This is a genomic window from Micromonospora sp. 050-3 (genome assembly GCF_046549335.1).
Lineage (GTDB): Bacteria > Actinomycetota > Actinomycetes > Mycobacteriales > Micromonosporaceae > Micromonospora > Micromonospora trifolii.
In genome coordinates, this window is the sequence record NZ_JAJPVX010000001.1 from 2,393,097 (window position 1) to 2,419,987 (window position 26,891).

A 26,891-nucleotide genomic window follows, 5' to 3' on the forward strand; every position below is an offset into this window, starting at 1 on the left:
CGCTCCTCTGTTCAATCAACCGTTGCGTGCCTGCCCGGCGCGGCTCACCGGGGTCGGCAGTGGACGTACCAGCACCTCGCCCGCGGTGGCGACGACGAGGTGCCCCTCCGGCACCGACCGCCACCCGGGATCGTCGTCGTGTGGCTCGGAGGCGAGCAGCACCGAACCCGGCGTCTCGCGGACCGACAACGCGTGCCCCGCCACGCTGGCCACCACCCGGTGCCCGTCGGACAGCAGCAGGTTGAGCCGCGACCCGGGGGCGGCGGCGGCGACGTCGGTCACCGTCCGCCCGACCGCCTCGACCGGATCGACGCCAGCACGCAACCGATGCCGCACCAGCGCCCAGAGCAGCGCCGAGTCGGTGGTGGCGTCCAGGGTGAGCAGGTCACGCACCGGAAGACCGGCGGCGAGCGGCACCACGGCGTCCGGCCAGCCGCGGACCAGACCGTTGTGGCTGAACAGCCACCGCCCCTCGGCGAAGGGCGCCGCCGCGCCGTCGAGCACCGCCATCCCGACAGTGGCCGAACGCACCGCCGCCACCACCGCCGCGCTGCGGGTCACCGCCGCCAGTTCGGCGATGGTCGGATCACTCCAGATCGGCTGCGCCCGCCGGTACCGCACCGGCTCACCCTCGCCCGGGTACCAACCGACACCGAACCCGTCGGCGTTGATCGTGCCGCCGCCGCGCATGTCGCGGGGCGCCCAGGACTGCCGCACCAGCGAGTGCGGAGGGTCGAACAACAGCTCGGCCAGGGTGACCGGCGGCCCCAGGTAGGCCAGGTGGCGACACATCAGCGCCCCCGGCCCGCCGCCGGGCCGCCGGTCGTGCGGCGACTCACCGGTACGACTCGCCCGGTCGCGCGTCCCGCGCGCAGCGGAAACCGCTGAAGATCTGCCGGCGGATCGGGTAGTCCCAGTTACGGAAGGTGCCCCGGCAGGCAGAGCGGTCGGTGCCGAACGAGCCACCGCGCAGCACCCGGTGGTCGCCGCCGAAGAAGACCTCCGAGTATTCGCGATAGGGGAACGCGGCGAACCCCGGATGCCCGCCGAACGTTGTCGAGGTCCACTCCCAGACGTCACCGATGAGCTGGTGCACACCCAACGGCGAGGCACCGGCCGGGTACGCGCCCACCGGCGCCGGCCGCAGATGGCGCTGGTCGAGGTTGGCGTGCGCCTCGGTCGGGTCGTCGTCCCCCCACGGGTACCGACGCGACCGCCCGGTCGTCGGATCCCACCGGGCCGCCTTCTCCCACTCCGCCTCGGTCGGCAGCCGCTTGCCGGCCCACGCCGCGTACGCCTGCGCCTCGTACCAGCACACGTGCACCACCGGCTCGTCGGCACGCACCCGCGCCCACTGACCGAAGCGCCGGTACGACCAACCGTCGCCGTCCGGACGCCAGTGCATCGGCGCGCTGAGCTGCTCCCGAACCCGATGCTCCCAGCCCGCCGGGCTCCACCAGCGCTCATCGGTGTAACCGCCGTCGGCGATGAAGGCCGCGTACTGGCCGTTCGTCACCGGGGCGGCGTCGATGACGTACGCCGGGAGGTCGACCCGGTGCGCCGGACGTTCGTTGTCCAACGCCCACGGATCGGTGTCGGTGCCCATGGTGAACTCGCCGGCCGGCACCAGCACCTCCGCGCCCAACCGGACCGACGGCTCGGGCGGCGCCGGGGCGCGCAGCACCGCCGGCCCCGAGCGCAGCTGATGGGTGGCGAGCATGGTCTCGTCGTGCTGCTGCTCGTGCTGCACGATCATGCCGAAGGCGAACCCGTCGGCGACCAGCGGCCGCTCGGTGAAGGCCACCGCGTCGAGCAGGTCGTACACCTTGTCCCGAACGGTCGCCAGGTAGGCGCGCGCCTCCGCAGGCGGCAACAGCGGCAGCGCCGGGCGGTCCCGGCGCGGCTGCTTGAACGCGTCGTACAACTCGTCGATGTCACACCGGACCGGCTCCCGGCCCCCGACGTCCCGGACCAACCAGAGCTCCTCCTGGTTACCGACATGGGCAAGGTCCCAGACCAGCGGCGACATCAGCGGTGAGTGCTGGCGCGTCAGGTCGGCGTCGTCGACCACCTCGGTCAGCAACGCGGAGCGGGACCGGGCCCGCGCCAACTCCACAGCGATGCGGTCGCGCAACTGCTCCCCGTCGAGCCGCCCCGTCTGCGGAACTCGCAACCCCGGCTCACTCCTCGCGCTCACCGAGCCGCCTTCCGTTCGCGACTGCGAGGCTCGCAACCCCGGCTCACTCCTCGCGCTCACCGAGCCGCCTTCCGTTCGCGACTGCGAGGCTCGCAACCCCGGCTCACTCCTCGCGCTCACTGGTCTCTCCTCTCTGCGGCGGCCAGCCGCTGGCGTACCCCTCGCTGGATCTCGTCGTGGGTGCTGGCCGGCAGCTCCAGTCGGGGCAGCGTGGTCAGGGCCAGGTCGAGCAGGGCCGCCGCGGCGGCGGCCAGCGCCGGGTCGGCCAGGCCGTGCCGGGCGGCGGCCGACCAGCGGTGCGCCACCGGCGTGGCGATCGTGTACGCCTCGCGCACGGTGCCCGGGTCGCCGAACAGGGCGGTCAGCACCGCCAGTGGGAGCCGCCAGTCGCGATCGGGTTGGGCGTCCAGGTAGCGCAGCTCCAGGTAGCCGCGCGGCCGCACCGGCGGAAAGAGGGTGCTGACGTGGTAGTCGAGGTCATCGGTGGTGGGCTGTTGTGGCAGCGCCCCGTCGAGCCAGTCGGCGAAGGTCACCCCGGGCGGCGCGGCCCAGTCGGCGCCGTGCCGGCGCAGACAGAGCAGCGGCGCGGCGAGCACGTAGCTGACCCAGGCGTCGGTCGGATCGTCTCCGGCCCGCGTGGGCGACCAGACCGGGCGGGTCCGAGCCGGGTCGATGGCCAGCCAGGCGGCCATCCGGGCGGAGGCCCAACCGGTGCGCCGCCCGGCGTGTCGAGCGGCGGAGGCGAACGCCGCGAGCAGTGGGGGCCCGACCGCGTGGGCTGCGGCCCAGCGGTCGGCGATCTGGTCCGACTCACCGGCGTCGAGGCAGATCTGCAGGCCGGCCGTGCTGTACATCATCGTGCGGCCGGCCGGGCCGTGGCGGTCGAAGGCTCCGCGCATCGCGCGGTAGCGGGGGGTTTCCACCACCGGGCGGGGCCGTCGGTGGGGGTCGATGCCGCTGCGGCCGAGGATCAGCCCGGCGGCGGCCAGCAGGTCGGTGACCTGGGCGATGTCGGCTTCGGTGGCGCGGATCAACGCGGCGACCGAGGGGCGGGGCGGGGTGGAGATCTCCAACTGGCCACCCGGCTCCAGGGTGACCATGCCGCCGTGTCGCAGCGGCTCGGCTGGGCTGGTGGCATCCAGCGTGGCGGGGCTGTGCCGCCCCAGCGCCGCCCGCAGCCGCGTCGCGTCGACGGGGCGGGCGGGATCGGCGGCGTCGTGCACGGTCCATTCCAATTCGACGCCGGTGTGGGTGGGTGGGCCGGTCTTGAAGCAGATCCGGGCGAGGTGTCGAACTGCGGCTGCGGACTCGCGCAGGATGGCGCTGCGGTCCAGGTCGGATGACGTTACCAAGGGTCGGGCTCCCTTCTCCCGTGCGCCGGGTCCGGCACACTGTGCCACCGTAAACCCACCCACCGACACCGTCGGGGCGCGTGCACGGCACCACCAACTTCTGTCTAACAGAGGAATTTCCGGAGCAGGGCGGAACCAAACCGCTCCAAGGCCGACCGGTCAGCCGCCGGCGGGGTGGCCCGGTCGCGAGGGTGACGGCGCTGCCTTCGCCGATTTGGACGGCTTGCCCTTCGCCGACTCGGAGGGCGTGACCTTCGCCGGCTCGGACGGCTTCTTCTCGGGCACCAGCCGCTGGCAGTACGCCTCGACCTCGGCGGGGCCACCGGCGGCTGTCACCAGCTTCTGGAAGGCCGGCGTGCGTAGCGCCTTCTCCCGCTGCTCGGGCTTCTTGGCCTGCCACGCGCGGCACAGGCCGTGCACCTGGCCGACGGCAGCGGGGCTGGCCGGCGGCGTGGCGGTGACTGGCGACGGCGCGCCGGGCGATGGGGTGCCGGGCGACGGGGTGCCCGGGCCCACCGACCGACCGGGCTCGGCCGACCGGGGTGTGCCGTCGTGGTGCGGCGAGGGTGACGGGTGCAACGGTGCCGGTGCGACCGGGTCCGGCGCTCGGTCCCGGGTGACCGCGGCGAAGGCGGCCCCCGCGGTGGCGGTAGCTGCCACCGCGCCGATCCAGGCCACCGCGCCGGTGGTCAACCGGCGACGGTGTGGCCGCTGCGGCACGGCCGCCGCCGGGTTGGCGCGGGCGGCCCGGAACGCGGCCACCGCGGCCTCCTCCCCGCCCAACTCGCCCGGGCGGGCGGGGGCGGACGCTGCGGCGAGCAACGCGGCCACCGGCTCGACCGCGGGCACGTTCGGAGCGCTCAGGTGCACCTCGGGTGAGGACGCGCCCGCTTCCGTGGGCGAGGTGGGGTGACCCTGATTCAGCGTGGCGTCCGCCCGGGCGTGGGCCGAGTCGAGCAGCCGCTCGGTGTCGGCATGGTCGGCCCGCCGGAACGGGTTCATCGGGAGTCCCCTCACGTCAGCCGTCCGCCGGTTCGACGTGCGATGCCCGCAGGGCGGGGCCGTTCCCCGCACGCGGCGGTGGCACCCCCTCGACCCCGACCGACGACTCGGTCAGGCTCTGCCGCTCCAGCAGAACCGCGAGCCGGCGCAGGCCGCGGTGAGCGGCGGTCCGCACGGCACCGGCCCGACGGCCCAGCACCCGGCCGGCGGATCCCGCGTCCAGCCCGATCACGGCCCGCAGCAGGACGGCTTCGGCCTCCCGGGGCGGGAGGGTGGCGATCAGCGCGAGGGCGGTCTCGGTACCGATCGTCTCGCTGGCTCGCTCGGCGGTGTCCGCGTCGCTGGCGAGCTCGACGAGCGCCTGCACCGGGACCGGGAGCGAGGGGCGGCGGCGCATCCGGCGCAGGTGGTCCATGGCCCGGTTACGGGCGATGGTGACCGCCCAGGCGCGGAACTCGCCCCCGGTGAAGCCGGGCAGGTCACGGGAGATCTGGAGCCAGGCCTCGGAGGCGACGTCCTCGGCGTCGGCCCCGACGAGCGCGGTCAGGTACCGCAGCAGCCCGGGCTGGAGGCTGCGGTAGAGGAAGCGGAACGCCTCCTCGTCTCCGGCCTGCGCGGCGCTCACCACCTTCGACAGGTCGGCGGTCATGCGCGGCCCACGCGTCGTTCGGGGCGTGCCGGCCCGACCAACCGGGCTGGCGCACGCCACGCGGCATGAGTCGTCCGCCCGATCAGCACCCGCACCGCACCGCCCTCCACCGCTCTGATTGTGCCCGCGACCACGATTGTCGGGGCGGCGGGTCCGGGGCCAACGCCAGGGTGGTCGATCGGCGCGCTGCCCGCCGAGGTAGCCGGAAGGGCACGAGCCGGGCTAACGCTAAGAGGGGGCTCACGACGCGACAAGTCGGCGTCGTGTCACGGAAGAGTGACAATTATCAACTCGGCCCGGCGGCGCGTCGTCGTAACGGCCGGTGCGCGGCAGACGCCAACCACGTCTGAAGGCGGTTTCTTGCCACCATCGACGACCGGACGACGGAAATAGTCGCTTTTTGTGACACTACAAATCCGCAGCGTCACAGAGGTTGAGCGTCCACACAGGTCAGGCCGGATCAGCCAGTCTTTACGGGCCGCCCGGTGGCCCTGCCACGGCGCGCCGCCCGTCGCCGCTCTAGGTACGGTAATGCGGTGTTGTCATCGGAGGTCGTGCTCAGCGGTCGCTACCGCTTGGACGAACGTGTCGCCACGGGCGGCATGGGCGACGTTTGGCGTGCCTCCGACCTGATCCTCGGCCGGCAGGTCGCGGTCAAGGTTCTGCTGCCGGCGCTGGTCTCCGATCCCGACTTCATCGCCCGGTTCCGCGCGGAAGCCCGGATCATGGCGGCGCTGCGGCACCCCGGCATCGTGCAGGTCTTCGACTGCGGCGCGGACGACCTCCCCGACGGCGGGCGGGCGGACTACCTCGTCATGGAGTTCGTCGCCGGCGAGCCGTTGGCCAAGCGGATCGAGGCGGCCGGGCGGCTCGACGTGGCCGAGACGATGTCGATCGTGGCCCAGGCGGCCGCAGCGCTCAACGCGGCGCATCGCGGCGGCATCGTGCACCGCGACGTGAAGCCCAGCAACCTGCTGGTGCAGGAGGACGGCACTGTCGTCCTGGTGGACTTCGGCGTGGCCCGCTCCACCGACATCACCAGCATCACCAGCACCAACGCGGTGCCGGGCACCGCCCTCTACATGGCTCCCGAGCAGGCCGCCGGTCGCCCGGTCAGCGGTGCCACCGACATCTACGCGCTGGGCGCGGTCACCTACTGCTGCCTCACCGGCAGTCCGCCGTTCACCGGCGACAATCCCCTCCAGGTCGCCGTGCGGCACCTGGACGACGAGCCGCCGGAGCTGCCGCACGACATTCCGGAGGCTGTCCGCGCCCTGGTGTCGCGGGCCCTGGCCAAGGATCCGCTGGAGCGGTTCACCAGCGGAGCGGCGATGGCCGAGGCTGCTCGGACGGCGGTCACCGGCGGCGAGCCGCCGACGGCGATGGCCGGGCCGGTCGCGCTGCGTGACGCTGGGCCATACACCCGCACGGACGTGCCGGCCGGCGCCGCGGTGGCAGACAGGCGCCAGCGACGGCGGGGTCCGCTGGTCGGCGCGGCGGCGGCCATGCTGGTCGCGCTGGTCGGGCTCGGCGCGGCACTGGCCGCGACGCGCAACGCCAGCGATGACCCGGCGGTCAATCTGCCGACCACCTCGCCGACGGTGGCGCCGAGCGGCCCCGTCGACCTGCCGGCGGCGAACGAGCAGATCACCAGCGTCGAGCCGGGCCGGCCGAACCGGCCGAACGCCCCCGGCAACTCTCCGTCGGCCTCGATCTCCGCCACGCCGAGCCTGGAACCCAGCCAGACGGTCGGCCCACCGACGCCAACTGTGGGCGTCACCACGGCCCCGCCGACCAGCGCGGCGCCCACGACGGGTGCGCCGCCGACGACCGCCCCGCCGCCGTCTGATCCACCCCCCACATCCACCGCGCCGGTCGATCCGGAGGTCCCGGCGGGCGGTTGAGCCGACCGCTATCACCGACCCCCGGCAGTCCCACCAGCACCGATATCCCCAAAACGGACTTACGACGCCGAAGACGCCTCTAGGCTCTCAGCAGGTCATTTACACCATCTGCTGCGGGAGCCTGGGTGAGCGCTGAAAAGCTGGTCGTGATCGGTCAGGGTTACGTCGGACTGCCGCTGGCCATGCGGGCCGTCGAGGCGGGGCTCGACGTGGTCGGTCTGGACGTCGACGCCGACCGGGTGAAGCGTCTCGCCTCCGGCGAGTCGTTCGTCGAGGACATCCCGGCCGACCGGCTCGGCCGAGCGTTGGGCAGCGGCCGCTACCACCCCAGCACTGAGTACACCGACGCTGACGGGTTCGACATCTGCGTCATCACGGTGCCGACCCCGCTGCGCGACGGGACCCCGGACCTGAGCTTCGTCGAGCAGGCCGGCATCGGTATCGGCCCGTACGTGCGCCCGGGCTGCACGGTGATCCTGGAATCGACCACGTACCCGGGCACCACCGAGGAGCTGCTGCGCCCGCTGTTGGAGTCGGCCAGCGGGCTGACCAGCCCCGGCGACTTCCACCTCGGCTACAGCCCGGAGCGGATCGACCCGGGCAACCCGACCTGGCGACTGGAGAACACCCCGAAGGTGGTCTCCGGTGTGGACCCGGCGTCGCTGGTCCGGGTGGACGAGTTCTACCAGCGCCTCGTGGAACGCACCGTACCGGTGGACTCCACCCGCGTCGCCGAGCTGACCAAGCTGATCGAGAACACTTTCCGCCAGGTCAACATCGCGCTGATCAACGAGCTGACCATGCTCTCGCACCACCTCGACATCGACGTCTGGCAGGCGATCGACGCCGCCTCGACCAAACCGTTCGGCTTCCTGCCGTTCCGGCCCGGCCCCGGCGTCGGCGGGCACTGCCTGCCGATCGACCCGTGCTACCTGTCCTGGCAGGTCAAGCGACGTCTCGGTCGGCAGTTCCGCTTCATCGAGCTGGCCAACGACGTCAACCACGAGATGCCCGAACACGTCACGCAGCGGATCATGGGAGGCCTGAACCGGGACGGCCGGGCCGTCAGCGGCGCCCGACTGCTGCTACTCGGTCTGGCGTACAAGAAGAACACCGGCGACATGCGCGACTCCCCCGCCGTGGACGTGGCCCGCCGGTTGCAGGCCCTCGGCGCCGAGGTGCACGCCGTCGAGCCGTACGCCGAGGCGCACCAGATCCCCGCCGGGGTCACAGTGGTCGGGCTCACCGAGCGGGAGGTGCGCGCGGCCGACGCGGTGGTGGTGGTCACCGACCACGACACCTTCGACTACGACCTCGTGGTCAAGCACGCCCGCTACGTCTTCGACACCCGCAACCGGTGCGTCGGCCCGATGGTCGAGCGCCTCTAGACCCGGCACCGCTGGCCGGTCCCGCCGCCGGGGAAGATGGCGGGACCGGCCGGCGGATGTCCGTCTGCCAGCAGGGACGTGACCCGGCAGGGTCACTGGTCGGCGAGCGCCTCGACGACCGGGCGGGACAGCGCCCGGCGGGCCGGCAGCACCGAGGCGAGCAGGGCGGCGAGCACCGCGACGCCGAGGATCAGACCGAGCTGGCCGAGCGGCAGCACGACGTGGAAGTCACCGCCGAGGCGGTCCAGCAGGGCCATCGCGGACGCGCTGACTCCGGTGCCGAGCCCGACTCCGAGCACCGCGCCGACCAGCGCCATCAGCACCGCCTCGACGGCGAGCACCGCCCGCATCCGTCCTCGGGTGAGCCCGACCGCCCGCAGCACGGCGTTCTCCCTGGTCCGTTCGACCACCGACAGGCTCAGGGTGTTCGCCACGCCGACCAGGGCGATCATCACGGCCAGGCCGAGCAGCGCGGTGACGAAGGCGAGCAGCATGTCCACAGTGCCGGTGAGCATCTTCTTGTACGCGCCCTGGTCCATCAGGTTCACCGTCGGGTAGCGGCCCAGCACCGTGGTGATCGCGTCGCTGGCGCGCTCGGGGCTCACCCCGGCGGCGGGGTCGATTTCGGCCAGGTAGCCGCGCTGGGCGGGGAAGAGCGCGGCGAAGTCCTGGTCGGACAAGTCGATGACGTGACCCGTGGGCGCGTCGCGGCCGGGGGTGTCGTCGGTGACCACTGCGGCCACCCGGAACGACCTGCCCCCGACGGTCACCGGGGAGCCGACCTGCCAGCCGCGGGCCCGAGCCAACTCGCTGTGAACCAGCACCTGCCCCGGCCCGACCCGCTCGGCGTCGCCGGCCAGCACCCCGCTCAGCGTCCGGCCGACCAGCGCCGGGTGGGCCGCGCGGATCTCGACGTCGTCGACGATAGTGCTGCGCTGCTCGTGCACCACACCCAGCTCGGGGCGGGAGGCGAGCTCACCGACGAGCGCTGCCGGCAGATCCTGACCGATTCCGCTGACCACGAAGTCAGTTCCGATCTGGGCGTCCACGCTGCGTTCGATGCCGTCCTTGGTGCTGCGCGCGCCGACCATGAACGCCGAAACGAGTCCGATACCGATCACCAGCGCGGTGGCCGTCGCGGCGACCCGCCGTGGGTTGCGCACCGTGTTGTTGACCGCCAGCTCTCCGATGGTGCCGAGCACGCGACGTACCGGCCAGCCGAACACCCGGGCCAGCGCCGGGACGAGTACCGGCCCGAACAGCACGATCCCGAAGAAGGTGAGCACCCCTCCGACCGCCACCAGTAGCAGCTGACCGGCGCTGGCGGCACCGGCCAGCGCGGCCACACCGACCGCGAGGACCACCGCGCCGACGCTCAGCCGAACCCGACCAGCACCCCGGCTGGGCTGCACCGCGGCGTCGGTGAGCGCGGCCACCGGGGCGATCCGCGTCCCCCGCCAGGCCGGCAGCAGGGCGGCGCACACGGTGAGCCCGGTGCCCAGCAGCAGGCCGGTGAGCACTGTCGAACCGGTAACGGACAGGCCACCGGTGACCGGCACGTCCAGTCGGGGCAGCAGCAGCCGCAACCCGGCGGCGAGGGCCACCCCGAGCAGCACCCCGAGCGCGGAGGCGACCAGCCCCAGCACGGCCGACTCCAGCAGTGTGGACCGGAAGACCTGCCCCCGGGTGGCGCCGATCAGGCGCAGCAGCGCGGTCCGCCGGGTGCGCTGGGCCAGCACGATCGCGAAGGTGTTGGCGATCACGAAGCCGGCCACCACTATCGCGACCCCCACGAAGATCAACAACAGCATGCGGAACTGGTCCACGTTGCGGACCGCGTCCTCCACGGCCTCGTCGAGGATCTGCTGGCGACTCTTCACTGTGGCATCGGCGCCGGACACGGCGCGCACCTGCTCGGTCAGCGCCGCGACGTCGACGCCCGGTCGGGCCGCCACCATGATCCGGCCGTAGCCCCGTTCCCCGGTGAGGGCCAACGCGTCCGGCCCGACCAGGCCGACGAACGGACCGCCGACGTCGCGGGCGGTGCCGGCCACGTCGACGGTGCCGACCAGTGTGTACGGGCGGGCCGCCCCGCCGGTGGCGCCGATCCGGACCGCCGCGCCGAGCCCGAAGCCCTGCTCGGCCGCCGTCGGCGCGTCGAGCACCATCTCCCCGGCCCGGTCAGGCAACCGGCCGGCCACCACGTCGTACGAGCGCAGCGCGTCCTCGGTGGGAATGGCGACGAGCATGGTGAAGCCGAGCACCGGCCGACCGTCGGCGCCGACGATCCCGGCGGTGTTTGTCAGCTCACCGGAGGCGGCGGCCACCCCATCGACCGCCCGCACCCGGTCGACCAGTGCCGGGGGCAACACCTCGCGGCCGGCCGAGTAGACGCCCAGGTCGGTGTGGCGGTCGAAGGTGCCGGCCCGCTCGTACGCCCCGGAACGCATCCCGTCGACGAAGATCATCGTGCCGGCGACGAACGCGACGCCGAGCACGACGGCGAGCGCCGAGAGCAGCATGCGCAGCGCCTCGGCGCGCAGCGAACGCAGGGTCAGGCGGATCATGCGGGGCTCCCGGTGCAGGTGGCGGATCGGACCCCTCCGACGCTATGGCCGGCACCGGTCTGCCGATCTCCACCTGCGCGCTCGACCTGCGTGCGCCCCGGGTCGCGGTACGCCCGCCGGCAGCTACGACCCAGGTCGTACGCGGTGTCATCCGCCGGGCGTGACCAGCCCGCTCTCGTACGCCAGGACCACCGCCTGGACCCGGTCGCGCAGCTGGAGCTTCGCCAGGATCCGCCCGACGTGGGTCTTCACCGTCGCCTCGGCCACGTGCACCCGGGCGGCGATCTCCGCGTTGGACAGCCCCTGGGCGACCAGCAGCAGCACCTCCCGTTCCCGTTCGGTGAGCTGCGCGAGTCGAGGGTCGGCGCTCGGGGCAGCGCCGAGCTGACCGGCGAACCGGTCCAGCAGGCGCCGGGTGATCGACGGAGCCACCACCGAGTCGCCCTGGGCCACCACCCGGATCGCCGCCAACAGTTCCTCCGGCGGGACGTTCTTGAGCAGGAATCCACTCGCCCCGGCCTGGAGCGCCGCGAACGCGTCCGCCTCGGTGTCGAAGGTGGTCAGCACCAGCACCCGGGGCCCGCCCGCGGGCCGCTCGGCGCAGAGTCGACGGGTCGCCTCCACCCCGTCCATTGTGGGCATTCGAATGTCCATCACGACCACGTCGGCCTCGGTGCGGGCGAGCACCCGCAGGGCGTCCGCGCCGTCGATCGCCTCCCCGACGACCTCCAGGTCGGGCTGGGATTCCAGCACCATCCGGAACCCGGCGCGAACCAGCGCCTGGTCATCCACGATCACTACCCGGACCGTCATGCCGCGATCACCTCCGTTGCCGGCTCTGACGGTAGCGGCAGCTGAACCTCGACCTGCCAGCCCCCGGTCAGCCGTGGGCCGGCGGTGAGGCTGCCGTCGTACACCGTCACCCGCTCCCGCATGCCGAGCAGGCCGTGACCGCCGGACGGCGCAGGGCTGACCAGCGGGCGGCCGCGACCGTCGTCGACCACCCGGACCACGACGGCCTCGGCGGTGTACGACAGGACGACCTCGACGCCGGCGCCGACGCCGGCGTGCTTGAGCGCGTTGGTCAGCGCCTCCTGCACCACCCGGTAGACGGTCAGCTCCAGGCCCGGCGGCAGGGCCGGTGGCGCACCGGTGACGGTGCTGCGGACGTGCAGACCGGCGTCGTCGAACCGGGCCAGCAGGTCGGGCAGCTCGGCCAGCGCGAGGCGTCGGTGCTCGGGGTCGGCCGCCACCGCCAGACCGTCGGCCCCGTCCGAGTCGGCCGGGCCGGCGTCGCGCAGTACGCCGACCAGGCGGCGCATCTCCTCCAGCGCCTGCCGGCCGGTGTCCGCGACCACCTTCACCGCGGTGCGCGCCTGGGCGGGGTCACGGTCGAGCATGAACCGGGCCCCGTCCGCCTGGACGATCATCACGGCCATGCTGTGCGCGACGACGTCGTGCAGCTCACGAGCGATCCGGGTGCGCTCCTCGGCGACCGCCGCCCGGGACTCGGCCTCCCGCTCGCGTTCCAGGGTGGTGGCCCGCTCCTCCAGGCTGAGCACGTAGAGCCGGCGGGTCCGCACGTTCAGCGCGACCAACCACACCGCGCCGGTGACCAGCGCGTACCACAGCGCGGTCGCCCACCACTGGATGACGTTGGGGGTCTGTGCGGCGGCCAGCAGCACGCCGACGGCCGCGACCGCGCCGGCCAGGACGCCGTCGCGCAGCCGCCGGCCGTACTTCACCACGCTGTAGAGCGCGATCAGGACGGCCACGTCGTAGATGAGCGGACCCCAGCGGGCGATCACCTGGACCAGGGCGAGAACCGCGACCGCCACCGTCACCGCGCTCGGGCGGGTGCGGCGGAACAGCAACGCCACCGCCATCCCCATGCCGACCGCCGTGGCCGCCCAACCGCCCGGCTGGTTCACCGCCGCGGCCAGGGAGACGAGGACCACCAGCGCGGCGACGGCAACGTCGAAGGCGACGCCGCGCAGCGGGCGACCGAACACTGTGCGTCTCACGGTCACCCAGCGTACGTGTCGCGACGCTCGGCCCCCGCGCCCCGCGCCCGGGGTCAGCCGCCGAGGACCTGGCGCATGCGGTCGATCTCGACGGTCTGCTCGGTGGCGACGGAGTTGGCGAACTCGTTGAGCGTCAGGTCGGAGCCGACAGTGAGCAGGTTGGTGGCCATCTCGATCGCGCCCTGGTGGTGCTCGGTCATCATGCGGACGAAGAGCCTGTCGAAGTCAGCGCCACGGGTCGCGGCGAGTTGGCGCATCGCCTCCGGCGACTGCATGCCGCGCATGGTGCCGTGGTCGTGCCCCTGCACCTCCGCCGGGAGGCCACGGGTCTGCAGCCAGCCGCGCATCATGCCCATCTCCGGCCCCTGGCTGGCCCGGATGCGCTCGGCGATGGCGCGGACGTCGGGGTCGGCGGCCCGGTCGGGGGCGAGCTCCGCCATCGCCAGGGCCTGCGCGTGGTGCGGGATCATCATCCGGACGAACCAGACGTCCAGCGAGTTGTGCGGGGCGGGACCGGCGTCGCGGACCTCGTGCGCCGGGCGGGTGGCCGCCGTCTCGCCCGGACGGCCGGGCGCGATGACGGTCAGGTCGGTGGGGACGGGGCTGGCCGTCGGCGACGCGGCGGAGGTGGCGGGCGCGGAGACCGGCTGCGGCGCGCTCGTACCGGTGTCGCCGTCGAGGCGGATCACCATGAACACCACCAGCGGCAACGCGAGAGCCAGTGTGACGACCGTCAGGATGCGTGCGCGCCGGTTGGTCATGGGCCACTCCCTGCAGTCGAGGTCACCGCGATGTTATCTATTGAAGAACCCGCTTTCATGTGATCCAGCTCACATCGACGTTCTTCGTCGGACGGTAACGTGTCAACCATCGTCTCCCCCTTGCGAAGGGCCCCCGCCGATGATCAGATTCCACAAGCCACGGTTACGACAACTGCGTGTCGTGGCGCTCGCCACGACCGGCCTCCTCGTCGCCAGCGCCCTCGTCGCCCCGGCGAGCAACGCCCAGACGGTGTCGCAGGCGGCCCCGGCCCCCGCGCTCACCAACACGATCCCCGGCGTCGACCAGATCGTGAGCAGCCCCAACCTGCGCCAGATCGCCAACGTGCCCAAGGTCGCTCCACTGGACGCGACGAACAGCGACATCGCCTTCCAGGGCAAGTACGCGTTCGCCGGCAACTACAACGGCTTCGTCATCTACGACATCTCGCGGCCCAGCGCCCCGACGGTCAAGGCCCGGGTGCTCTGCCCGGGGTCGCAGAACGACATCTCCGTCCACGGTGACCTGCTGTTCCTCTCCACCGACTCGTCCCGCAGCGACGACTCCTGCAACAGCACCACGCAGGGAGCGGACGTGAAGGGCTCGTGGGAGGGCATCAAGGTCTTCGACATCAAGGACAAGGCCAACCCGCGCTACATCAAGTCCGTCGAGACGGCGTGCGGCTCCCACACCCACACCCTGGTGCCGGGCAAGGACCGCAAGGCCGTCTACCTGTACGTCTCGTCGTACAGCCCGCGGGCCGAATTCCCGGACTGCCAGCCGCCGCACGACTCCATCTCCATCATCAAGGTGCCGGTGAAGAAGCCGACCGACGCGGCAGTGGTCGCGACGCCGAACCTCTTCCCGGACGGCGGCTTCCCCGGCAGCCAGACCGGCTCGGCGACCACCGGTTGCCACGACATCACCGCCTACCCCTCGAAGGACCTGGCCGCCGGCGCCTGCATGGGTGACGGCATCCTGCTCGACATCAAGAACCGCGAGGCCCCCCGGGTCATCAACCGGGTCCGGGACGAGGTCAACTTCGCGTTCTGGCACTCGGCCACCTTCAACAACGCCGGCACCAAGGTGATCTTCACCGACGAGCTGGGTGGTGGCGGGGCGGCGACCTGCAACGAGACCGTCGGCCCGAACCGCGGCGCGGACGCCATCTACGACATCGCCGGCCGCGGCAACGCCCGGACGATGACCTTCCGCAGCTACTACAAGATCCCCCGGGCGAACGCCGACACCGAGAACTGCGTGGCGCACAACGGCTCGCTGATCCCGGTGCTCGGCAAGGACATCATGGTCCAGGCGTGGTACCAGGGTGGCATCTCGGTGTTCGACTTCACCGACTCGGCCAACCCGAAGGAGATCGCCTTCTGGGAGCGCGGCCCGCTCTCGGCCGACACGTTCGTCGGCGGCGGCACCTGGTCCGCGTACTACTACAACGGCCACATCTACTCGAACGACATGGTGAAGGGTCTGGACGTCCTGGAGCTGAACGACTGGCGTACCTGGTCGGCCAAGCTGACCCGCTACCAGGAGCTCAACGTGCAGACCCAGCCCAGCTACCTGGGCTGGTAGGCGCCGCGCACCACACCGGGCCCGGTCCCCGATCGTCGGGGGCCGGGCCCGGCCACGTCCGGGAGAGCCGACCCGTCAGCTCATCGGCAGTCGGTAGCGCCGCTCGCCCGCACCGGTCGCGGTGACCAGCCGGACCTCGCCGCTGCGCAGGCCGTACGTGACGGACCAGCGGGTGTGCCCCTGACGGACGGTGGCGAGCAGCCGGTGCGCCGCGGCGACGTCCAGCACCCCGCCGGCGTCGGTCAGCGCGGCGGCGATCTGCCCGTACCGGCGGTCCGCACGCCGCCGCTGCTCGGGCACCCCGACGACCGGCACGTTCGTCAGTGCCTGCCAGCCGCCCGCGCCCCGTTCCACCCGCAGCTCACCATCGACGAACTCGATCACCGCTGACGCTCCGGTCGCGTCGGCCAGCAGGTAGTGCAATGGCGGCCCGCCGTCGAAGTCGAGGTTGTGCCCGGTGAAGACGGCGATCGCCTCGTCGACGGTGGCGGCCCGGTCCAGCACCAGCCGCAGGATCCGGACCGAGCCGACGGTGGGTTTGCCCGGCACGGGGCGGGCCGTGGCCGCGTCGTCGGCGGCCAGCCCCACCGCGAGGCCCCGCTCGTTCATCCCGTCGAAGGGCAGCAGCGGCGCGTTGAGCAGCCGACGGTCACCGGCCGGGTCCGCACCGACCCCGAGGTAGGAGATGTCGACAAGCGAGAGGGACGCGTACCCGTCCGGCGGGTCGGTCCGCAGCACCAGCGCCGGGTTGGCGTCCCAGTCGAAGTTGCGGGCGAACACCGGCCGGTCGGGGTCGCCCGCGGCGACGAACAGCGAGCACCCGAACGGGCTGGGTGGCGGCGCGTCGGTGCCCACCGTCGGGTCGTACGCCCCGACGTAGGTCATCTCGTACAGCGGCAGGTCGTCCACCCGGCGCAGGCTGGCCATGGTCCGCTCGGCCTGCTCCGGGTCCTGGCGGGAGGCGGCCGGGGTGGCCGACGGCGGGCCGACGCGCGACGGCTCCGGCGGCCCCGGCGGCTCTGACGGGGCACAGGAGGTCAGGGCAAGCAGGAGGGCCGTCGCGGCGGCCGGCAGGGTCATGCGCATATCCATAGGACGCGATGGGGCCGATCGACGGTTGCTCGCCTGCGCCGCCCGGTGCGGCTGGTGGCGTCACCTGTCGGCCCGCTCCACGGCGAACATGAAGCAGCCGTACACCACGTTGCGGCTGTGCAGCTGGTGCACCGCCGCGTCGGCGAACAGCTCGCTGATCACCGCCTCCGGGTCCGTGCCGTCGTGCAGCCGGCCACCGTGGATCCGACCCTGCCGGTCGTACGCCCGCAGCACCTGGGTTCGCCCCCGGCCAGGCGGGTGGGTAGCCGCCCGCGTCGACCGGACCCGGTCAGGCGACGGCGTGCGCGAAGATCGGGCCGACCTCCCGGTACGGACCGGTGGCGACCGGTGGCGCGTAGCCGAAGAGCGACGGCTCCCCCCTCTGGCGTTGCCGGACGTGACGGGCCCGGATCGGGTGTGACAACGAGTTCTCGGGCGAAACCGTGGGGCCCGTCACCAGGACGGGGGTTGCGAAACGGCTGGCCAGGCCCTGTGCCAACGTGAACAGACGTGACAGTTGCCGCCCCGCCCGAACCGACCACGCGCTGGCGACCCCACCCGCTGGACCTGGTGGCGGCCGTCCTCGCCGTGGTCGGCGCGGCCTGCGCGCTGAGCGGGCTGCTCCCCCGCGCGGAGACCACCGCCACCCTGCACCGGATCCTGCCGCTGCTGCTCTTTCTCGGCACCGTGATCGTGCTCGCCGAGCTGACCGCCGTGGCCGGTGTCTTCGACGTGCTGGCCAGCCGACTGGCCATCGCCTCCCGGGGCAGTTGGGCAGCGCTGTTCCTGCTCTGCGGCGGCCTCGCCACGCTCACCACCCTCGTGCTCAACCTCGACACCACCGCTGTGCTGCTCACCCCCGTGCTGCTCGCGCTGGCCCGGAACCTGCGGATCCCCGCCGCCCCGCTCGCCGTCACCACGGTCTGGCTGGCGAACACCGCGAGCCTGCTGCTGCCGGTGTCCAACCTGACCAACCTGCTCGCCGCCGACCGGGTCGGGCTGGCACCCCTGGCGTACGCGGCTCGGATGGCGTTGCCGCAATTAGCCGCCGTGGCGGTCACCATGGCCCTGCTCTGGTTCGGGTGGTGGCGGAGGGAGCGGCCCCTCGGTGGGCGTTTCGTCCCGCCGACCCGGCACGTGCCGGCCGACCCGGTGCTGCACCGTACGGCGCTCGCCGGTTGCCTGATCTTCGTCGCCGGCATCCTCGCCGGCGTGGAGATCGAGATCGCCTCCACCGTCGGGCTCGCGCTGGTACTGGTCGGCTTTCTGGTCCGCTCCCCCGCCACGCTGCGCCCGGGGCTGGTCCCGGTGCGCCTGCTGTTCTTCGTCACCGGCCTGTTCCTGGTGGTGCAGACCCTCGGCCGGCACGGGCTGGACGACCTGGTCGGTGCCCTGGTCGGCGCCGACGGTGGCGCGCTGGGCGCCCTGCGCGCCGGTGGCACCGGAGCGCTGCTCGCCAACGCGGTGAACAACCTGCCCGCCTACCTGGCCGGCGAGTCGGTGCTGCCGACCGGTGACCACACCCGCCTGCTGGCCCTGCTGATCGGCACCAACGTCGGCCCGCTGGCCGCTCCCTGGGCGTCACTGGCCACTTTGCTGTGGTTCGAGCGCTGCCGGGCGGCCGGGGTGGCGGTGCCGCTGACCCGGTTCGTGCTGACCAGCACCCTGCTCGCGGTCACCGCCACGCTCGCCGCGGTCGGCGCGCTGCTACTGGTGAGCTGAGCAGCACGTGCTCCAGGAGCCGGCCATACGCCGCCGAGCCACACACCGGTCGAAGGAATTTCGGACTTCTGCGAGTTTGAACCCTCCACGTCGTGTTATGGCCAAGCTGGGGTAGATGACCGCTTATGCTGGCCAAGACACCGATATGAGCAGGGGAGAACCAATGACTTCGCATCGCGAGCTGGACACCGCAGAGACGACCGTCCCGGACTATCGGCCGCCGACGATCCAACGCCTGGGCACGCTCGCCGAACTGACCAAGGGCGGCACGGTGGGCCCCGACGACGGCCTGGGCGGCGGGGGCGACGGCTCACTCTGACCGGCCTTGCCAGTGGGATCACCGCCGATGCTGGCGATCCGTCGGGCCCAGCGTCGATTCGGCCGTCGGGTGATTTTCGCCGACCTCGACCTCGACGTCCCGGTGGGTGCCCGGCTCTTTCTGGGCGGCAGCAACGGATCCGGCAAGACCACTCTGCTGCGGTGCCTGTCCGGCACGCTGACTCTCAGCGCCGGGCAGGCCACCGTCGGCGGCCACCCGGTCGGCTCGCTGCCCGCTCGCCGCCTGACCGGCGTCTGCCTCGCCCCGGAGCAGGGCCTGTACGAGAAGCTGTCGGCACGGGAGAACCTGGCTCTCATCGCCCGGCTCCGGCTGCCGCGCCGAGCCGTCGGCCCGGCCGTCGCCACCATGGAGCAGGAGCTCGACCTGACCGGCTACGCCACCCTGCCGATGGAACGCTGCTCGGCGGGGATGCGGGCACGAGTGAGCATCGCGCGATCCCTCGTGGCCGGGCCCGCCCTGCTGCTGCTCGACGAGCCGGGCCGGTCACTTGACGACCGGGCACGGCTACTGCTGTGGGAGGCGCTGGGCCGACGACCCGAGATGACCTGCGTGATCGCGTCACACGACGCCGACGACCGGCGCCGGTGCGATTCCGCCGTGACACTCGCGGTGGCGCCATGACGCCGACGGCCCCGGCCGCGATTGCCAGCCGCGCCACCGACCGTCGGGCCGGCAGGGCGGGCCGGGCCAGCGCGCTCGGCATGGTCCTCTCCCTGATTCGCCGCGACCTCGGCGACCCTCGGCAGTTCCGGCTACCGCTCCTGCTGGACCTGGCGTTCGGGGTGGTGAACCTGGTCGTCTTCCTGTTCATCTCGCGGGTGTTGACCCCGTCCGTCGGCACCGACCTCGCCCGCTCGCCCAGCTACTTCGACTTCGTGGCGGTCGGCATCACCTTCCTGCTCGTCCTTCAGGCGGCCAGCACACAGTTGACCAGTCGGGTGATCCGGGAACAGCGCAATGGGACGCTGGAACTGCTGGCCGCCCAACCCGTCCCGGTCTGGGCGCTCGCCATCGGAACCGCCGGCTACCCGTTCCTGTTCGTCCTGCTGCGCTCCGGCGTCTACCTGACGATCCTCGGCACCGTGCTCGGCCTGCGCACCGAGCACGCCGACTGGTGGGGCGTGCTGGTGGTGCTGGTCGCCGGCAGCGCCGCCATGATGGGCGTCGGCATCGCCCTGGCCGCGTTCACCATCGCGGTCGGGCACGGCGACGGTGCCGCTCGACTCTTCGTCGTCGGGCTCGCCTTCGTGTCCGGCACGTACTTTCCGGTCTCCGAGCTACCCGGCCCACTGCCCGCGCTGACCGTCGTGCTGCCCAGCCGGATCGCCCTGGACGGGCTGCGCTCCGCGCTGGCCGGCGGCGAGTGGGCCGCGACGGCCGGCGCGCTGCTCGCGACCACCGTGCTGTTGCTGCCGGCGGCGAGTTGGGCGTTCGGTCGGGCGCTACGGATCGCCGCCCGCCGCGGCACCCTGAAGCGGGATTGAGGTGACCGTGCTCCGCCCGACCCCTTTCGACATCTGCACCGGAACGGTGCTGGGCGTCGACGCGCCAGCACCGCGCCGGCCCCTGCCGAGCGGTCTGCCCGACCCACTCGGCGCGCTCGACGCCGCGATGCTCGCCGGCCTGTCCCGGCCGCCGTGCGTTGTCAGCTTCTCCGGCGGGTTGGACTCGTCGCTGGTCCTGGCGGTGGCCGTCCGGGCCGCTCGCCGGGAAGGGCTGCCGGACCCGGTGCCGGTCACCTGGCGGTTCACCGGGGCGCCCCGGGCCGACGAGTCGGACTGGCAGGAGCGGGTGATCCGAGCGTTGCGGGTCGGCGAGTCGTGGCAGATCCTCCGGGCCGAAGACGAGCTGGATCTGGTCGGGCCGGTGGCCCGCCGGCTGTTGCGCCGGTACGGGGTGGTCCATCCGGTCAACCTGCACCTGCACCTACCTCTCGCCGAACTGGCCACCGGCGGCTCGCTGCTCACCGGCGGGGGCGGCGACCAGGTCCTGGCCGGGTGGCGCCGCCCACCGGCAGCCTCGCTCCGTGCCCGCCTGGGGTGGCTACGGCACGCGGCGCGTACCAGGCGGCGGCCGACCGAGGTGTTCGGCTGGCTGCGTCCGGAGGTGGCCCGGAGCGTGCACCGGGCGTCCCGCGCGGAGGAGCGCGCCGAGCCGCGCCGGCTGCGGCAGCGGATCTACTGGCACACCCGGCGCCGAGATCTGCTGATGACCTGCTCGGCGCTGGCCGCCCTGGCCGCCGATCATCAGGCCACGGCGATTCAACCGCTACTCGACGAGCGATTCTTGGCCGCACTGGCGCTGCACGCCGGCGATCGCCGCGGTGTCAGCCGGGATGAGCTGCTCGCGGAGATCGTCCGGGATCTCCTGCCGGCCGTGGTCATCGCGCCGCGCCGGAAGGCCCGGTTCCGTGAGGTGTTCCTCCGGGAGCCGACGCGGGAGTTCGTGCGCTCCTGGGACGGCACCGGCGCCGACACCGATCTGGTGGACCCGGACACGCTGCGCGCCCTGTGGTCCCGCTGGCCGATCCCCGGGGGTACCGCCAGCCTGGTGCAACAGCTCTGGCTGGCCGCGAACCCGGGCGGCGCCACCGAGCCGGCCAACCCCACCCGGCTGACCGGTTCACTGACCCGGCCGGTCCATCCGGCGGGTCCCGACATCGACGTGGAGGTCAGGTCGTGACGCAGCAGGAGATCGTGCACCGGGTCGACCTGGATCGGGTCGCCTGGCGGGTGGCCGGCGACGAGGTGGTGGTGCTGGACACCGGAAACTCCGTCTACTTCGGTTTGGCGTCCTCCGGCGCGCTGCTCTGGCAGCGGCTGGTGGCCGGTGCCACCAGCACCGAGCTGGTCACCATGCTGGTTGATGCCACAGCTGTGGACCGGGAACGGGCCGATGCCGACGTGGCCGCCTTCCTGGATGACCTGCGCGGGCACGGGCTGCTGCTTCAGCGCGCCTGACCGGGCCCCGCCAGCCAGTGCTCGGGCGTCGGACGGCGCAGGATCTCCGTCATCTCCTCCCGCTCGGCGTCGGTCTCGCCGTCCAGCCAGGCGTGGGCGTGGAAGCCGGTGCTGGGCGGTGTCACTCCGATCACCACGGCGCGGCGGATCCGCTGACCGGCGTACCAGCGTTGCAGCACGAGCGACCGTTGCAGGCAGTTGGCGTCAGTGCGGCGCAGCACGCCCAGCACGACCTGGCGGTGGGCCCCCGCGCCCGGCGGTGCGGCCGGCAGCCGAACGGACGCCAGATCGCGCCGGGTGAGCTGGCGACGAACCGAGCGCACCGCGAGGCCCGTCCACAGTGCGGTCCGCACCGCCGGCAGCCCGCCTCGCCGGACCAGGCGCACCAGAGCGCGCAGCGCCGATCCTGTCCGGCCGGCCGCCGTGGCTGCCCCGGCGTCAGCCACCGTCGCTCCCCCGCTGCCGAAGGCGCTCCGCGTCGCGCAGCTCGGCCACCGCGGCCGGGAGCCGCCCTGCCTTGCGGGCCAGCCGGGCCAGGTACGCCACCAGCAGCCCGATCGGGCCGTGGCGGGCCACCCGGCTGCCGTGCCGCATCGACGCCGACGTCGGAAACAGTCGCGGACCGAGGTGGCGCATCCGACCGCGCAGGGTGGGCAACTCGGCGAGCTGGGCCATCACCACAGCCTCGGGTGATGCTCGGTGGGCCCGCAGCCACAGCGCCGCCGGGCTGACCCCGGGCAGGCCCAGTGCCACACCCAGCGCCGCGCCGGCCGGCGCCAGGCTCAGGCCGAGCGCGAACGACGGGACGGCGCCGGTCCCTGCGGCCAGGGTGGCCGCGGCCCGCCAGACGTCGGCGGGAAAGACGTCCAAGGCCCGCAACAGATCAGTACGTGGCCGGTCGGACCGCCCCGGCGCGGCGGCGTGCAGCGCCACCAGCAGTGCGGCGCCCGCCTCGTCCGGTACGACGACGGTGCCGCCGGCCAACGCGATGCGCTCTGCCGAGCCGGCCAGTACGGTCCACAGCGCCTCGGCGTCGGCCACTCCGTGAAACCCCCGGTGCAGATCGACGGTGAGCGGCAGAGCGCCGGGCAGCCGCCAGGGTTGCTCGTACCACTGCGACCGGCGGTCGGGGCGTCCCTCCGGGAATGCGCTGCGGCAGCCCAGATCGGCGAGCGCCCGCTGGGCCCGATCGAACGTCGCGGGGGCGACGAGTAGGTCGACGTCGGTGTAGACCCGGTGCCGCTCCTGGCCCAGCCGGTGGGCCAGGCCGGAGCCCTTGAGCAGGATGGCTTCAACGCCCCGCTCGGCCAGCGCCGCGCTCACGGTCACGGCGGCCGCGTCGAGGTTCAGGCAGCGGATCGCCTGCGGCAGCCCGGTCACCGGGGCGCCCCCACGGTCTGGCCAGCGAGAATGGTGTCGGCGAGCAGCCGATGGGTGTCATCGAGAGCGGCCCAGTCGCGCGGGCGGGTCAGGTCCCACGCCGGCAGGGCAGCGATCGACAGCAGCGCGGCTGGATCGGAGCGCAACTGACCGAAGGACCGTTGCCCGGCAAGCCGGGCCAGCAGGGTGGTCCCGGACAGTCGGGTCAGGGTGACCGCTCCACCCCAGCGCAGGAAAAGCCAGCCGCCCAGTGGAACGCGGGGCTGGATCGGGGGCAGCCCGACGCGCAGCCGGTCGCCGGCCCGGACCGGCCAGGTGGGCAGCGCCGCGCCCGGCACGGGCTGCCGCAGGTCGACGCAACGGGGTCCGGCGAACGCTTCGGCGCCGTCGACGACCAGGATGTCGTCGGTCAGGATCGGCACGCCCCGGGCGGCCAGGGCGGCGAGCAGGCTGCTCTTGCCCGCGGTACGCGGGCCAAGCAGCGCCCAGGCCCGCCCGGCGAGCACGAACGCTCCGCTGTGGAACGTTTCCCGCCCGGCCCACCGGTTGACGGTCGTCGCCACCGGCGCGAGGTACGGGTGGGCCAACACGTCCGGGGTGAGCGCAGGGCCATAAAAGGTGGCGGTGCCCCCCAGCCGGTCGAGGGCGAGGGTCCGCCCGTCAGCGAGGACCCGGGTGCCCCGTCGGTCGTCGAGCGGCACCGGCGGCGGTGGCGGCGCGTCGAGTTGGCGGATCCGCACGGTGGGCCACCCGAGCGCGGCATCCTCGGCCGGCAACAGCTCGGACACCTTGTCCAGGCCGTGCACCCTCAGCCCGTAGACGCCTCGTCCGGGTGTCGACATGGTCTCCCCGCTCATCGACTGCTCAACGATCATGGACAGCGGCACGGTGCGGGTGGCGCTCGTGATGACGCGCCACCCGCACCCTAAAACGACGAGCGTCAGCGCAGAGTGCCGCTGTCGACGCTCAACCTGCGCGACTCCGCCAGCCGCTTGGCGTCCGCCGCCCGCTGCTTCGTCGCCTTGGCACCCTTCGCCGAGGGAGCCACTCTCGGGACCGTTCCCCCGCCGATCGCGTCCACGTCGTACGCCACCCACCACGATCCGGGTGTGTCGACCGCGAAGCTCAACGCGATGTGGATCGACGCACCCGGCGCCAGACCACCCAGGTCGAACGGAATCGTCAGCGTCGTGCCCAGCCCACCACCTGGCGGGGCGGTCGCCGGTGAATCCATGGACAGATTCCGGGACAGGAGCGTCCGACCGTCACTGATGATGATCGGCGTGGTCGGGTTGACCGGGTTGACCAGCCGGAGGTTGGAGTGCACCACCGGCGACGGAGCACCGGGGTACGGCGCCCCGTTCTCCGCGCTCAGTGAGGTGATCCGAATCCGGGCCTGAGTGATGGCGGCGTTGGACCGGTTGGTCAGCGTCCGCCGGATCACCAGGCTGTTCGGCGTGCGGACCCGGTTGGGAGCAGCCGACACGGCCACGTTCGGGTCGAACAACGTCGACTGGAGGGAGGCGTTCTGCTGGTAGGTGCCGAGCGTGTTCTGTGGCGACGGGCTGCCAAGCGTGGACGGGACCCCGTTGATCGGCCCGAGCACGGTGGCGACCAGCCGGAAGTCGGCCACGTTGTTGGCGGTGTCCTGGAGGTTGCTGGCGACCCGGAGCCGGTTCCAGGAGTGGGGAACGAACGGCGGTGCGTTGAAGGCCGGCAGTGGCGGGCCCTCGGAGAAGCCCGGCGTCGAGCCCGCCCGGTCGGTGACCGTGCTCGCCGCGTCCGGCGCGACCAGCCGCAGCCCGCCCTGGCCGAGGCTGGGGACGATGAGGTCGGGTTGGATGTTGTTCAGCGAATAGTTGGCTGCCGCGATCAGATAGCCCCGTCGGGGCGCCAACGGCCGCGCCGAGCCCGGGATGGTAATGGACAAGCCGCCCGGCGCCTCGACCCTGAAACCGGCAATCGGCAGGTTGATCGAGGTGCTGTTGACCACCGAGACGAACTGGTCGCTGAGGCCGCTGATGCCGGACTGTGCGAACTGGTCGATGACCACCTGTCGGGGCGCCGCCGAGACCTCGATAATGACCTCGTTGGACACCGCTTCACCCAGCGGAGCGGTCCCGTCGTACTGCGCCCGGAATCGATTGTGCCCGAACGCCGGCACGTATAGATCGAAGGAAGCCGTGTTGAGCACCACGGGGAAGGTACCGAGCGGGGTCTCCACCCCGTTGGGCAGCTCGTCGATGAGGGTGACGCTCCCCTCGGCGACGCCGGGGCCGACGATGACCTCGAAGTGCACCGGGGTGCCGAAGGTGGTGACGTTCGTCGACGCGGTCAGGATGGCCACGCTGGCCGCCTGGACCAGGATGCGGATCGCCCGGGTGGCAGTTTGGCCGTTGGCGTCGGTCACCCGGACCGTCGCCGGGTAGGCACCCACCTGGGTCGGCCGGCCGGACAGCAGACCGCTGGCCGAGTCGAGGGTCAACCCGGGCGGCAGTGCGCCGGTGGCCAGCGACCAGGTGAACGGCGCGGTGCCGCCGATCACGTTGAGCTGCTCCGCGTAGGGAGCGCCGACCTCGCCCAGCGGTGGCGGCGGGAAGCTCAGGACGGGCGCCTTGTTGACCACCAAACTGATCAGGCGGGTGCCGGTCTGGCCGTTCGAGTCGTTCACGCGGATCACCACGGGATAGACCCCTGCGGTGGTCGGGACGCCCGAGATACCGTTGGTGACCGGGTTGAGCAGGAGACCGGGCGGCAGAGTGCCCGAGTCGACGCTCCAGACATACGGTGGGACCCCGTGGGTGACGTTCAGGGTGGCGACGTACGCGATCCCGACGGTCGCCTGGTCCGGGTGATCGAACAGCAGCGTGGGCGACAGGTTCGCGGTCACCGGGTCCGACAGGGCGGAGTCGGGACCGGTGCCCTCGGCGGTGCGGGCGGCCACCGTGAACCGGTAGGTGGTGGTGGGAACCAGCCCGGTCACGGTGTTGTTGGTGGACGGCCCGAACGTCTGCGCGGGCTGACGGATTCCGCCGACCCAGGGTGTGACGATGTAGTTGGTGATCGGTGAGCCGCCGTTGGGGCCGGGGGTCCAGCTCAGCAGGGCGGTGGCGGTGTCGGCGGTGACCGCGATGACGGTGGGCGCGCCCGGCAACGCCATGATCTTGGCGGCCTTGGAGCGCTTGCTGGCCGGGCCGGTGCCCTCCGCGTTCTTCGCCGCGACGGTGAAGGTATAGGTGCCCTTGGCGGTCAGACCCTCGATCTTCTGGCTGGTCTTCGACGCGTCGAAGGTCACCGCCTTCGCCTTCTTGCCATCGCGGTACGGCGTGACCACGTAGCCGGTGAGGGCCGAGCCGCGGTCAGCGGGCGCCTTCCAGTTCACCGTCGCCGTGCCGGCGCGCCAGGAGGCGGTAGGGGCGGGCGGGGCCGCCGGTGGCTGCGCCGGGGCGGCCGCCTCGGCGATCCGCTCCATGGCGACGGCCGGCGCTGCCACCGGTGCCGACGCGGGTGTGGGGGCACGACTGGAGGCGCGGGCCGAGGCCGTGGTGGGGGCGACTAGCAGGCTGACGAACAGCGCCAGGATGGCGGCGCATGCCGTGACGGCCCGTGGACGGGCACGGATCACTGGGGACATGGATGTTTTCTCCCTCTCCCGAGGATGAGGACCACAGCGGACGGGGAGAGGAAGACAGGCGACCGACTGATCGTGCGTGGCGGCCACGCGCCTGCTACCCCCGGCCGCAGGGCGACTGGCGGAAATCGGACCGTCACGCACGGAACGGCGTTCACGTGTTGAGTGACGGACCTCTATCCACTCCTACCAGTTTTCCCAGTTCAGGCGATATTCAGGTGCGGAAAGTGTCCTGCCATGGGCAGAGCCTGTCCGGATCCCGACTGCCGTCGCGTCCTTCGTGCGTCCGACGCGACGGCAGGTCCACCACCGCCACGTCGACAGCCTCTTCGACGGT

The 26,891-nt window shown here is 72.7% G+C and carries 24 protein-coding genes; 9 read left to right on the plus strand and 15 right to left on the minus strand.

Features of this window, described 5'->3' with window-relative positions; genetic code table 11:
• Positions 1 to 15: 15 nt before the first annotated feature.
• The 5 genes from egtC to ACLJOK_RS10900 form a co-directional block, all read right to left on the minus strand.
• Positions 16 to 792: an ergothioneine biosynthesis protein EgtC gene (egtC, locus tag ACLJOK_RS10880; RefSeq protein WP_410818039.1), complete on the minus strand. Its 777-nt coding sequence runs from the start codon at positions 790 to 792 to the stop codon at positions 16 to 18.
• 43 nt (positions 793 to 835) lie between these two features.
• Complete coding sequence (gene egtB / locus ACLJOK_RS10885) at positions 836 to 2,173, minus strand: ergothioneine biosynthesis protein EgtB (RefSeq protein WP_410819311.1); 1,338 nt, start codon at positions 2,171 to 2,173, stop codon at positions 836 to 838.
• 140 nt (positions 2,174 to 2,313) lie between these two features.
• The gene (gene egtA / locus ACLJOK_RS10890; protein WP_410818041.1) at positions 2,314 to 3,549 is read right to left on the minus strand and encodes an ergothioneine biosynthesis glutamate--cysteine ligase EgtA; all 1,236 of its coding nucleotides are present in this window, start codon (positions 3,547 to 3,549) and stop codon (positions 2,314 to 2,316) included.
• Between the two features lie 159 nt (positions 3,550 to 3,708).
• The gene (locus ACLJOK_RS10895; protein WP_410818042.1) at positions 3,709 to 4,551 is read right to left on the minus strand and encodes a hypothetical protein; all 843 of its coding nucleotides are present in this window, start codon (positions 4,549 to 4,551) and stop codon (positions 3,709 to 3,711) included.
• Between the two features lie 16 nt (positions 4,552 to 4,567).
• Positions 4,568 to 5,200, minus strand: a complete 633-nt coding sequence (locus ACLJOK_RS10900) for an RNA polymerase sigma factor (protein WP_410818044.1) — start codon at positions 5,198 to 5,200, stop codon at positions 4,568 to 4,570.
• A gap of 536 nt (positions 5,201 to 5,736) precedes the next feature.
• Here ACLJOK_RS10900 and ACLJOK_RS10905 point away from each other — a divergent pair.
• Both ACLJOK_RS10905 and ACLJOK_RS10910 read left to right on the plus strand, forming a co-directional pair.
• Positions 5,737 to 7,104: a serine/threonine-protein kinase gene (locus ACLJOK_RS10905; RefSeq protein ID WP_410818046.1), complete on the plus strand. Its 1,368-nt coding sequence runs from the start codon at positions 5,737 to 5,739 to the stop codon at positions 7,102 to 7,104.
• A 125-nt stretch (positions 7,105 to 7,229) separates the two neighbouring features.
• Complete coding sequence (locus ACLJOK_RS10910; RefSeq protein WP_354944257.1) at positions 7,230 to 8,492, plus strand: nucleotide sugar dehydrogenase; 1,263 nt, start codon at positions 7,230 to 7,232, stop codon at positions 8,490 to 8,492.
• A gap of 92 nt (positions 8,493 to 8,584) precedes the next feature.
• Here ACLJOK_RS10910 and ACLJOK_RS10915 read toward each other — a convergent pair whose 3' ends face one another.
• The 4 genes from ACLJOK_RS10915 to ACLJOK_RS10930 form a co-directional block, all read right to left on the minus strand.
• Positions 8,585 to 11,059, minus strand: a complete 2,475-nt coding sequence (locus ACLJOK_RS10915) for an ABC transporter permease (RefSeq protein WP_410818049.1) — start codon at positions 11,057 to 11,059, stop codon at positions 8,585 to 8,587.
• Between the two features lie 147 nt (positions 11,060 to 11,206).
• The gene (locus ACLJOK_RS10920) at positions 11,207 to 11,872 is read right to left on the minus strand and encodes a response regulator (RefSeq protein WP_091397823.1); all 666 of its coding nucleotides are present in this window, start codon (positions 11,870 to 11,872) and stop codon (positions 11,207 to 11,209) included.
• The gene (locus ACLJOK_RS10925; protein WP_410818050.1) at positions 11,869 to 13,089 is read right to left on the minus strand and encodes a sensor histidine kinase; all 1,221 of its coding nucleotides are present in this window, start codon (positions 13,087 to 13,089) and stop codon (positions 11,869 to 11,871) included. The genes ACLJOK_RS10920 and ACLJOK_RS10925 overlap by 4 nt, the downstream gene beginning before the upstream one ends.
• Positions 13,090 to 13,136: 47 nt before the next feature.
• A complete protein-coding gene (locus ACLJOK_RS10930; protein ID WP_410818052.1) occupies positions 13,137 to 13,844 on the minus strand; it encodes a DUF305 domain-containing protein in 708 nt (235 codons plus the stop codon).
• A gap of 139 nt (positions 13,845 to 13,983) precedes the next feature.
• Here ACLJOK_RS10930 and ACLJOK_RS10935 point away from each other — a divergent pair, with 139 nt between their 5' ends.
• Complete coding sequence (locus ACLJOK_RS10935; protein WP_410818053.1) at positions 13,984 to 15,429, plus strand: LVIVD repeat-containing protein; 1,446 nt, start codon at positions 13,984 to 13,986, stop codon at positions 15,427 to 15,429.
• Positions 15,430 to 15,504: 75 nt separating this feature from the next.
• Here the strand turns inward: ACLJOK_RS10935 and ACLJOK_RS10940 are convergent, their stop codons facing one another.
• Both ACLJOK_RS10940 and ACLJOK_RS10945 read right to left on the minus strand, forming a co-directional pair.
• Complete coding sequence (locus tag ACLJOK_RS10940) at positions 15,505 to 16,509, minus strand: linear amide C-N hydrolase (RefSeq protein WP_410818054.1); 1,005 nt, start codon at positions 16,507 to 16,509, stop codon at positions 15,505 to 15,507.
• 72 nt (positions 16,510 to 16,581) lie between these two features.
• Positions 16,582 to 16,755, minus strand: coding sequence for a DUF1203 domain-containing protein (locus ACLJOK_RS10945; RefSeq protein ID WP_410818056.1), 174 nt, complete (start codon positions 16,753 to 16,755; stop codon positions 16,582 to 16,584).
• Between the two features lie 276 nt (positions 16,756 to 17,031).
• Here ACLJOK_RS10945 and ACLJOK_RS10950 point away from each other — a divergent pair, with 276 nt between their 5' ends.
• The 6 genes from ACLJOK_RS10950 (at position 17,032) to ACLJOK_RS10975 (ending at position 21,543) form a co-directional block, all read left to right on the plus strand.
• Positions 17,032 to 18,243, plus strand: coding sequence for an SLC13 family permease (locus ACLJOK_RS10950; protein WP_410818058.1), 1,212 nt, complete (start codon positions 17,032 to 17,034; stop codon positions 18,241 to 18,243).
• 163 nt (positions 18,244 to 18,406) lie between these two features.
• Positions 18,407 to 18,562 carry a lasso RiPP family leader peptide-containing protein gene (locus tag ACLJOK_RS10955; protein ID WP_410818059.1) on the plus strand — a complete coding sequence of 52 codons (156 nt, stop codon included), beginning with the start codon at positions 18,407 to 18,409 and terminating at the stop codon, positions 18,560 to 18,562.
• A 27-nt stretch (positions 18,563 to 18,589) separates the two neighbouring features.
• Complete coding sequence (locus ACLJOK_RS10960; protein WP_410818060.1) at positions 18,590 to 19,204, plus strand: ATP-binding cassette domain-containing protein; 615 nt, start codon at positions 18,590 to 18,592, stop codon at positions 19,202 to 19,204.
• A complete protein-coding gene (locus tag ACLJOK_RS10965; RefSeq protein WP_410818062.1) occupies positions 19,201 to 20,067 on the plus strand; it encodes an ABC transporter permease in 867 nt (288 codons plus the stop codon). Before ACLJOK_RS10960 ends, ACLJOK_RS10965 begins: the two co-directional genes overlap by 4 nt.
• A gap of 1 nt (position 20,068) precedes the next feature.
• The gene (locus ACLJOK_RS10970) at positions 20,069 to 21,265 is read left to right on the plus strand and encodes an asparagine synthase-related protein (RefSeq protein WP_410818063.1); all 1,197 of its coding nucleotides are present in this window, start codon (positions 20,069 to 20,071) and stop codon (positions 21,263 to 21,265) included.
• Positions 21,262 to 21,543, plus strand: a complete 282-nt coding sequence (locus ACLJOK_RS10975) for a PqqD family protein (protein WP_410818065.1) — start codon at positions 21,262 to 21,264, stop codon at positions 21,541 to 21,543. Before ACLJOK_RS10970 ends, ACLJOK_RS10975 begins: the two co-directional genes overlap by 4 nt.
• Here ACLJOK_RS10975 and ACLJOK_RS10980 read toward each other — a convergent pair.
• The 4 genes from ACLJOK_RS10980 to ACLJOK_RS10995 all read right to left on the minus strand — a co-directional run bounded on the left by ACLJOK_RS10980 (position 21,531) and on the right by ACLJOK_RS10995 (position 26,557).
• Positions 21,531 to 21,989, minus strand: coding sequence for a lasso peptide biosynthesis B2 protein (locus ACLJOK_RS10980; protein WP_410818066.1), 459 nt, complete (start codon positions 21,987 to 21,989; stop codon positions 21,531 to 21,533). The two genes, ACLJOK_RS10975 and ACLJOK_RS10980, sit on opposite strands and share 13 nt — an antisense overlap.
• Complete coding sequence (locus tag ACLJOK_RS10985; protein WP_410818068.1) at positions 21,982 to 22,923, minus strand: nucleotidyltransferase family protein; 942 nt, start codon at positions 22,921 to 22,923, stop codon at positions 21,982 to 21,984. Before ACLJOK_RS10985 ends, ACLJOK_RS10980 begins: the two co-directional genes overlap by 8 nt.
• On the minus strand, positions 22,920 to 23,798 hold the full coding sequence (locus ACLJOK_RS10990; protein ID WP_410818069.1) for a hypothetical protein: 879 nt from the start codon (positions 23,796 to 23,798) through the stop codon (positions 22,920 to 22,922). The genes ACLJOK_RS10985 and ACLJOK_RS10990 overlap by 4 nt, the downstream gene beginning before the upstream one ends.
• A gap of 65 nt (positions 23,799 to 23,863) precedes the next feature.
• Positions 23,864 to 26,557 carry a fibronectin type III domain-containing protein gene (locus ACLJOK_RS10995; protein WP_410818071.1) on the minus strand — a complete coding sequence of 898 codons (2,694 nt, stop codon included), beginning with the start codon at positions 26,555 to 26,557 and terminating at the stop codon, positions 23,864 to 23,866.
• Between the last annotated feature and the right edge of the window lie 334 nt (positions 26,558 to 26,891).

Coding starts and splice junctions, on each gene's coding strand:
- egtC (WP_410818039.1), bottom strand. CDS start 792: ATGTGTCGCCACCTGGCCTACCTGGGGCCGCCGGTCACCCTGGCCGAG.
- ACLJOK_RS10895 (WP_410818042.1), bottom strand. CDS start 4,551: ATGAACCCGTTCCGGCGGGCCGACCATGCCGACACCGAGCGGCTGCTC.
- ACLJOK_RS10900 (WP_410818044.1), bottom strand. CDS start 5,200: ATGACCGCCGACCTGTCGAAGGTGGTGAGCGCCGCGCAGGCCGGAGAC.
- ACLJOK_RS10915 (WP_410818049.1), bottom strand. CDS start 11,059: ATGATCCGCCTGACCCTGCGTTCGCTGCGCGCCGAGGCGCTGCGCATG.
- ACLJOK_RS10920 (WP_091397823.1), bottom strand. CDS start 11,872: ATGACGGTCCGGGTAGTGATCGTGGATGACCAGGCGCTGGTTCGCGCC.
- ACLJOK_RS10930 (WP_410818052.1), bottom strand. CDS start 13,844: ATGACCAACCGGCGCGCACGCATCCTGACGGTCGTCACACTGGCTCTC.
- ACLJOK_RS10935 (WP_410818053.1), top strand. CDS start 13,984: ATGATCAGATTCCACAAGCCACGGTTACGACAACTGCGTGTCGTGGCG.
- ACLJOK_RS10940 (WP_410818054.1), bottom strand. CDS start 16,509: ATGACCCTGCCGGCCGCCGCGACGGCCCTCCTGCTTGCCCTGACCTCC.
- ACLJOK_RS10955 (WP_410818059.1), top strand. CDS start 18,407: ATGACTTCGCATCGCGAGCTGGACACCGCAGAGACGACCGTCCCGGAC.
- ACLJOK_RS10960 (WP_410818060.1), top strand. CDS start 18,590: ATGCTGGCGATCCGTCGGGCCCAGCGTCGATTCGGCCGTCGGGTGATT.
- ACLJOK_RS10965 (WP_410818062.1), top strand. CDS start 19,201: ATGACGCCGACGGCCCCGGCCGCGATTGCCAGCCGCGCCACCGACCGT.
- ACLJOK_RS10990 (WP_410818069.1), bottom strand. CDS start 23,798: ATGATCGTTGAGCAGTCGATGAGCGGGGAGACCATGTCGACACCCGGA.
- ACLJOK_RS10995 (WP_410818071.1), bottom strand. CDS start 26,557: ATGTCCCCAGTGATCCGTGCCCGTCCACGGGCCGTCACGGCATGCGCC.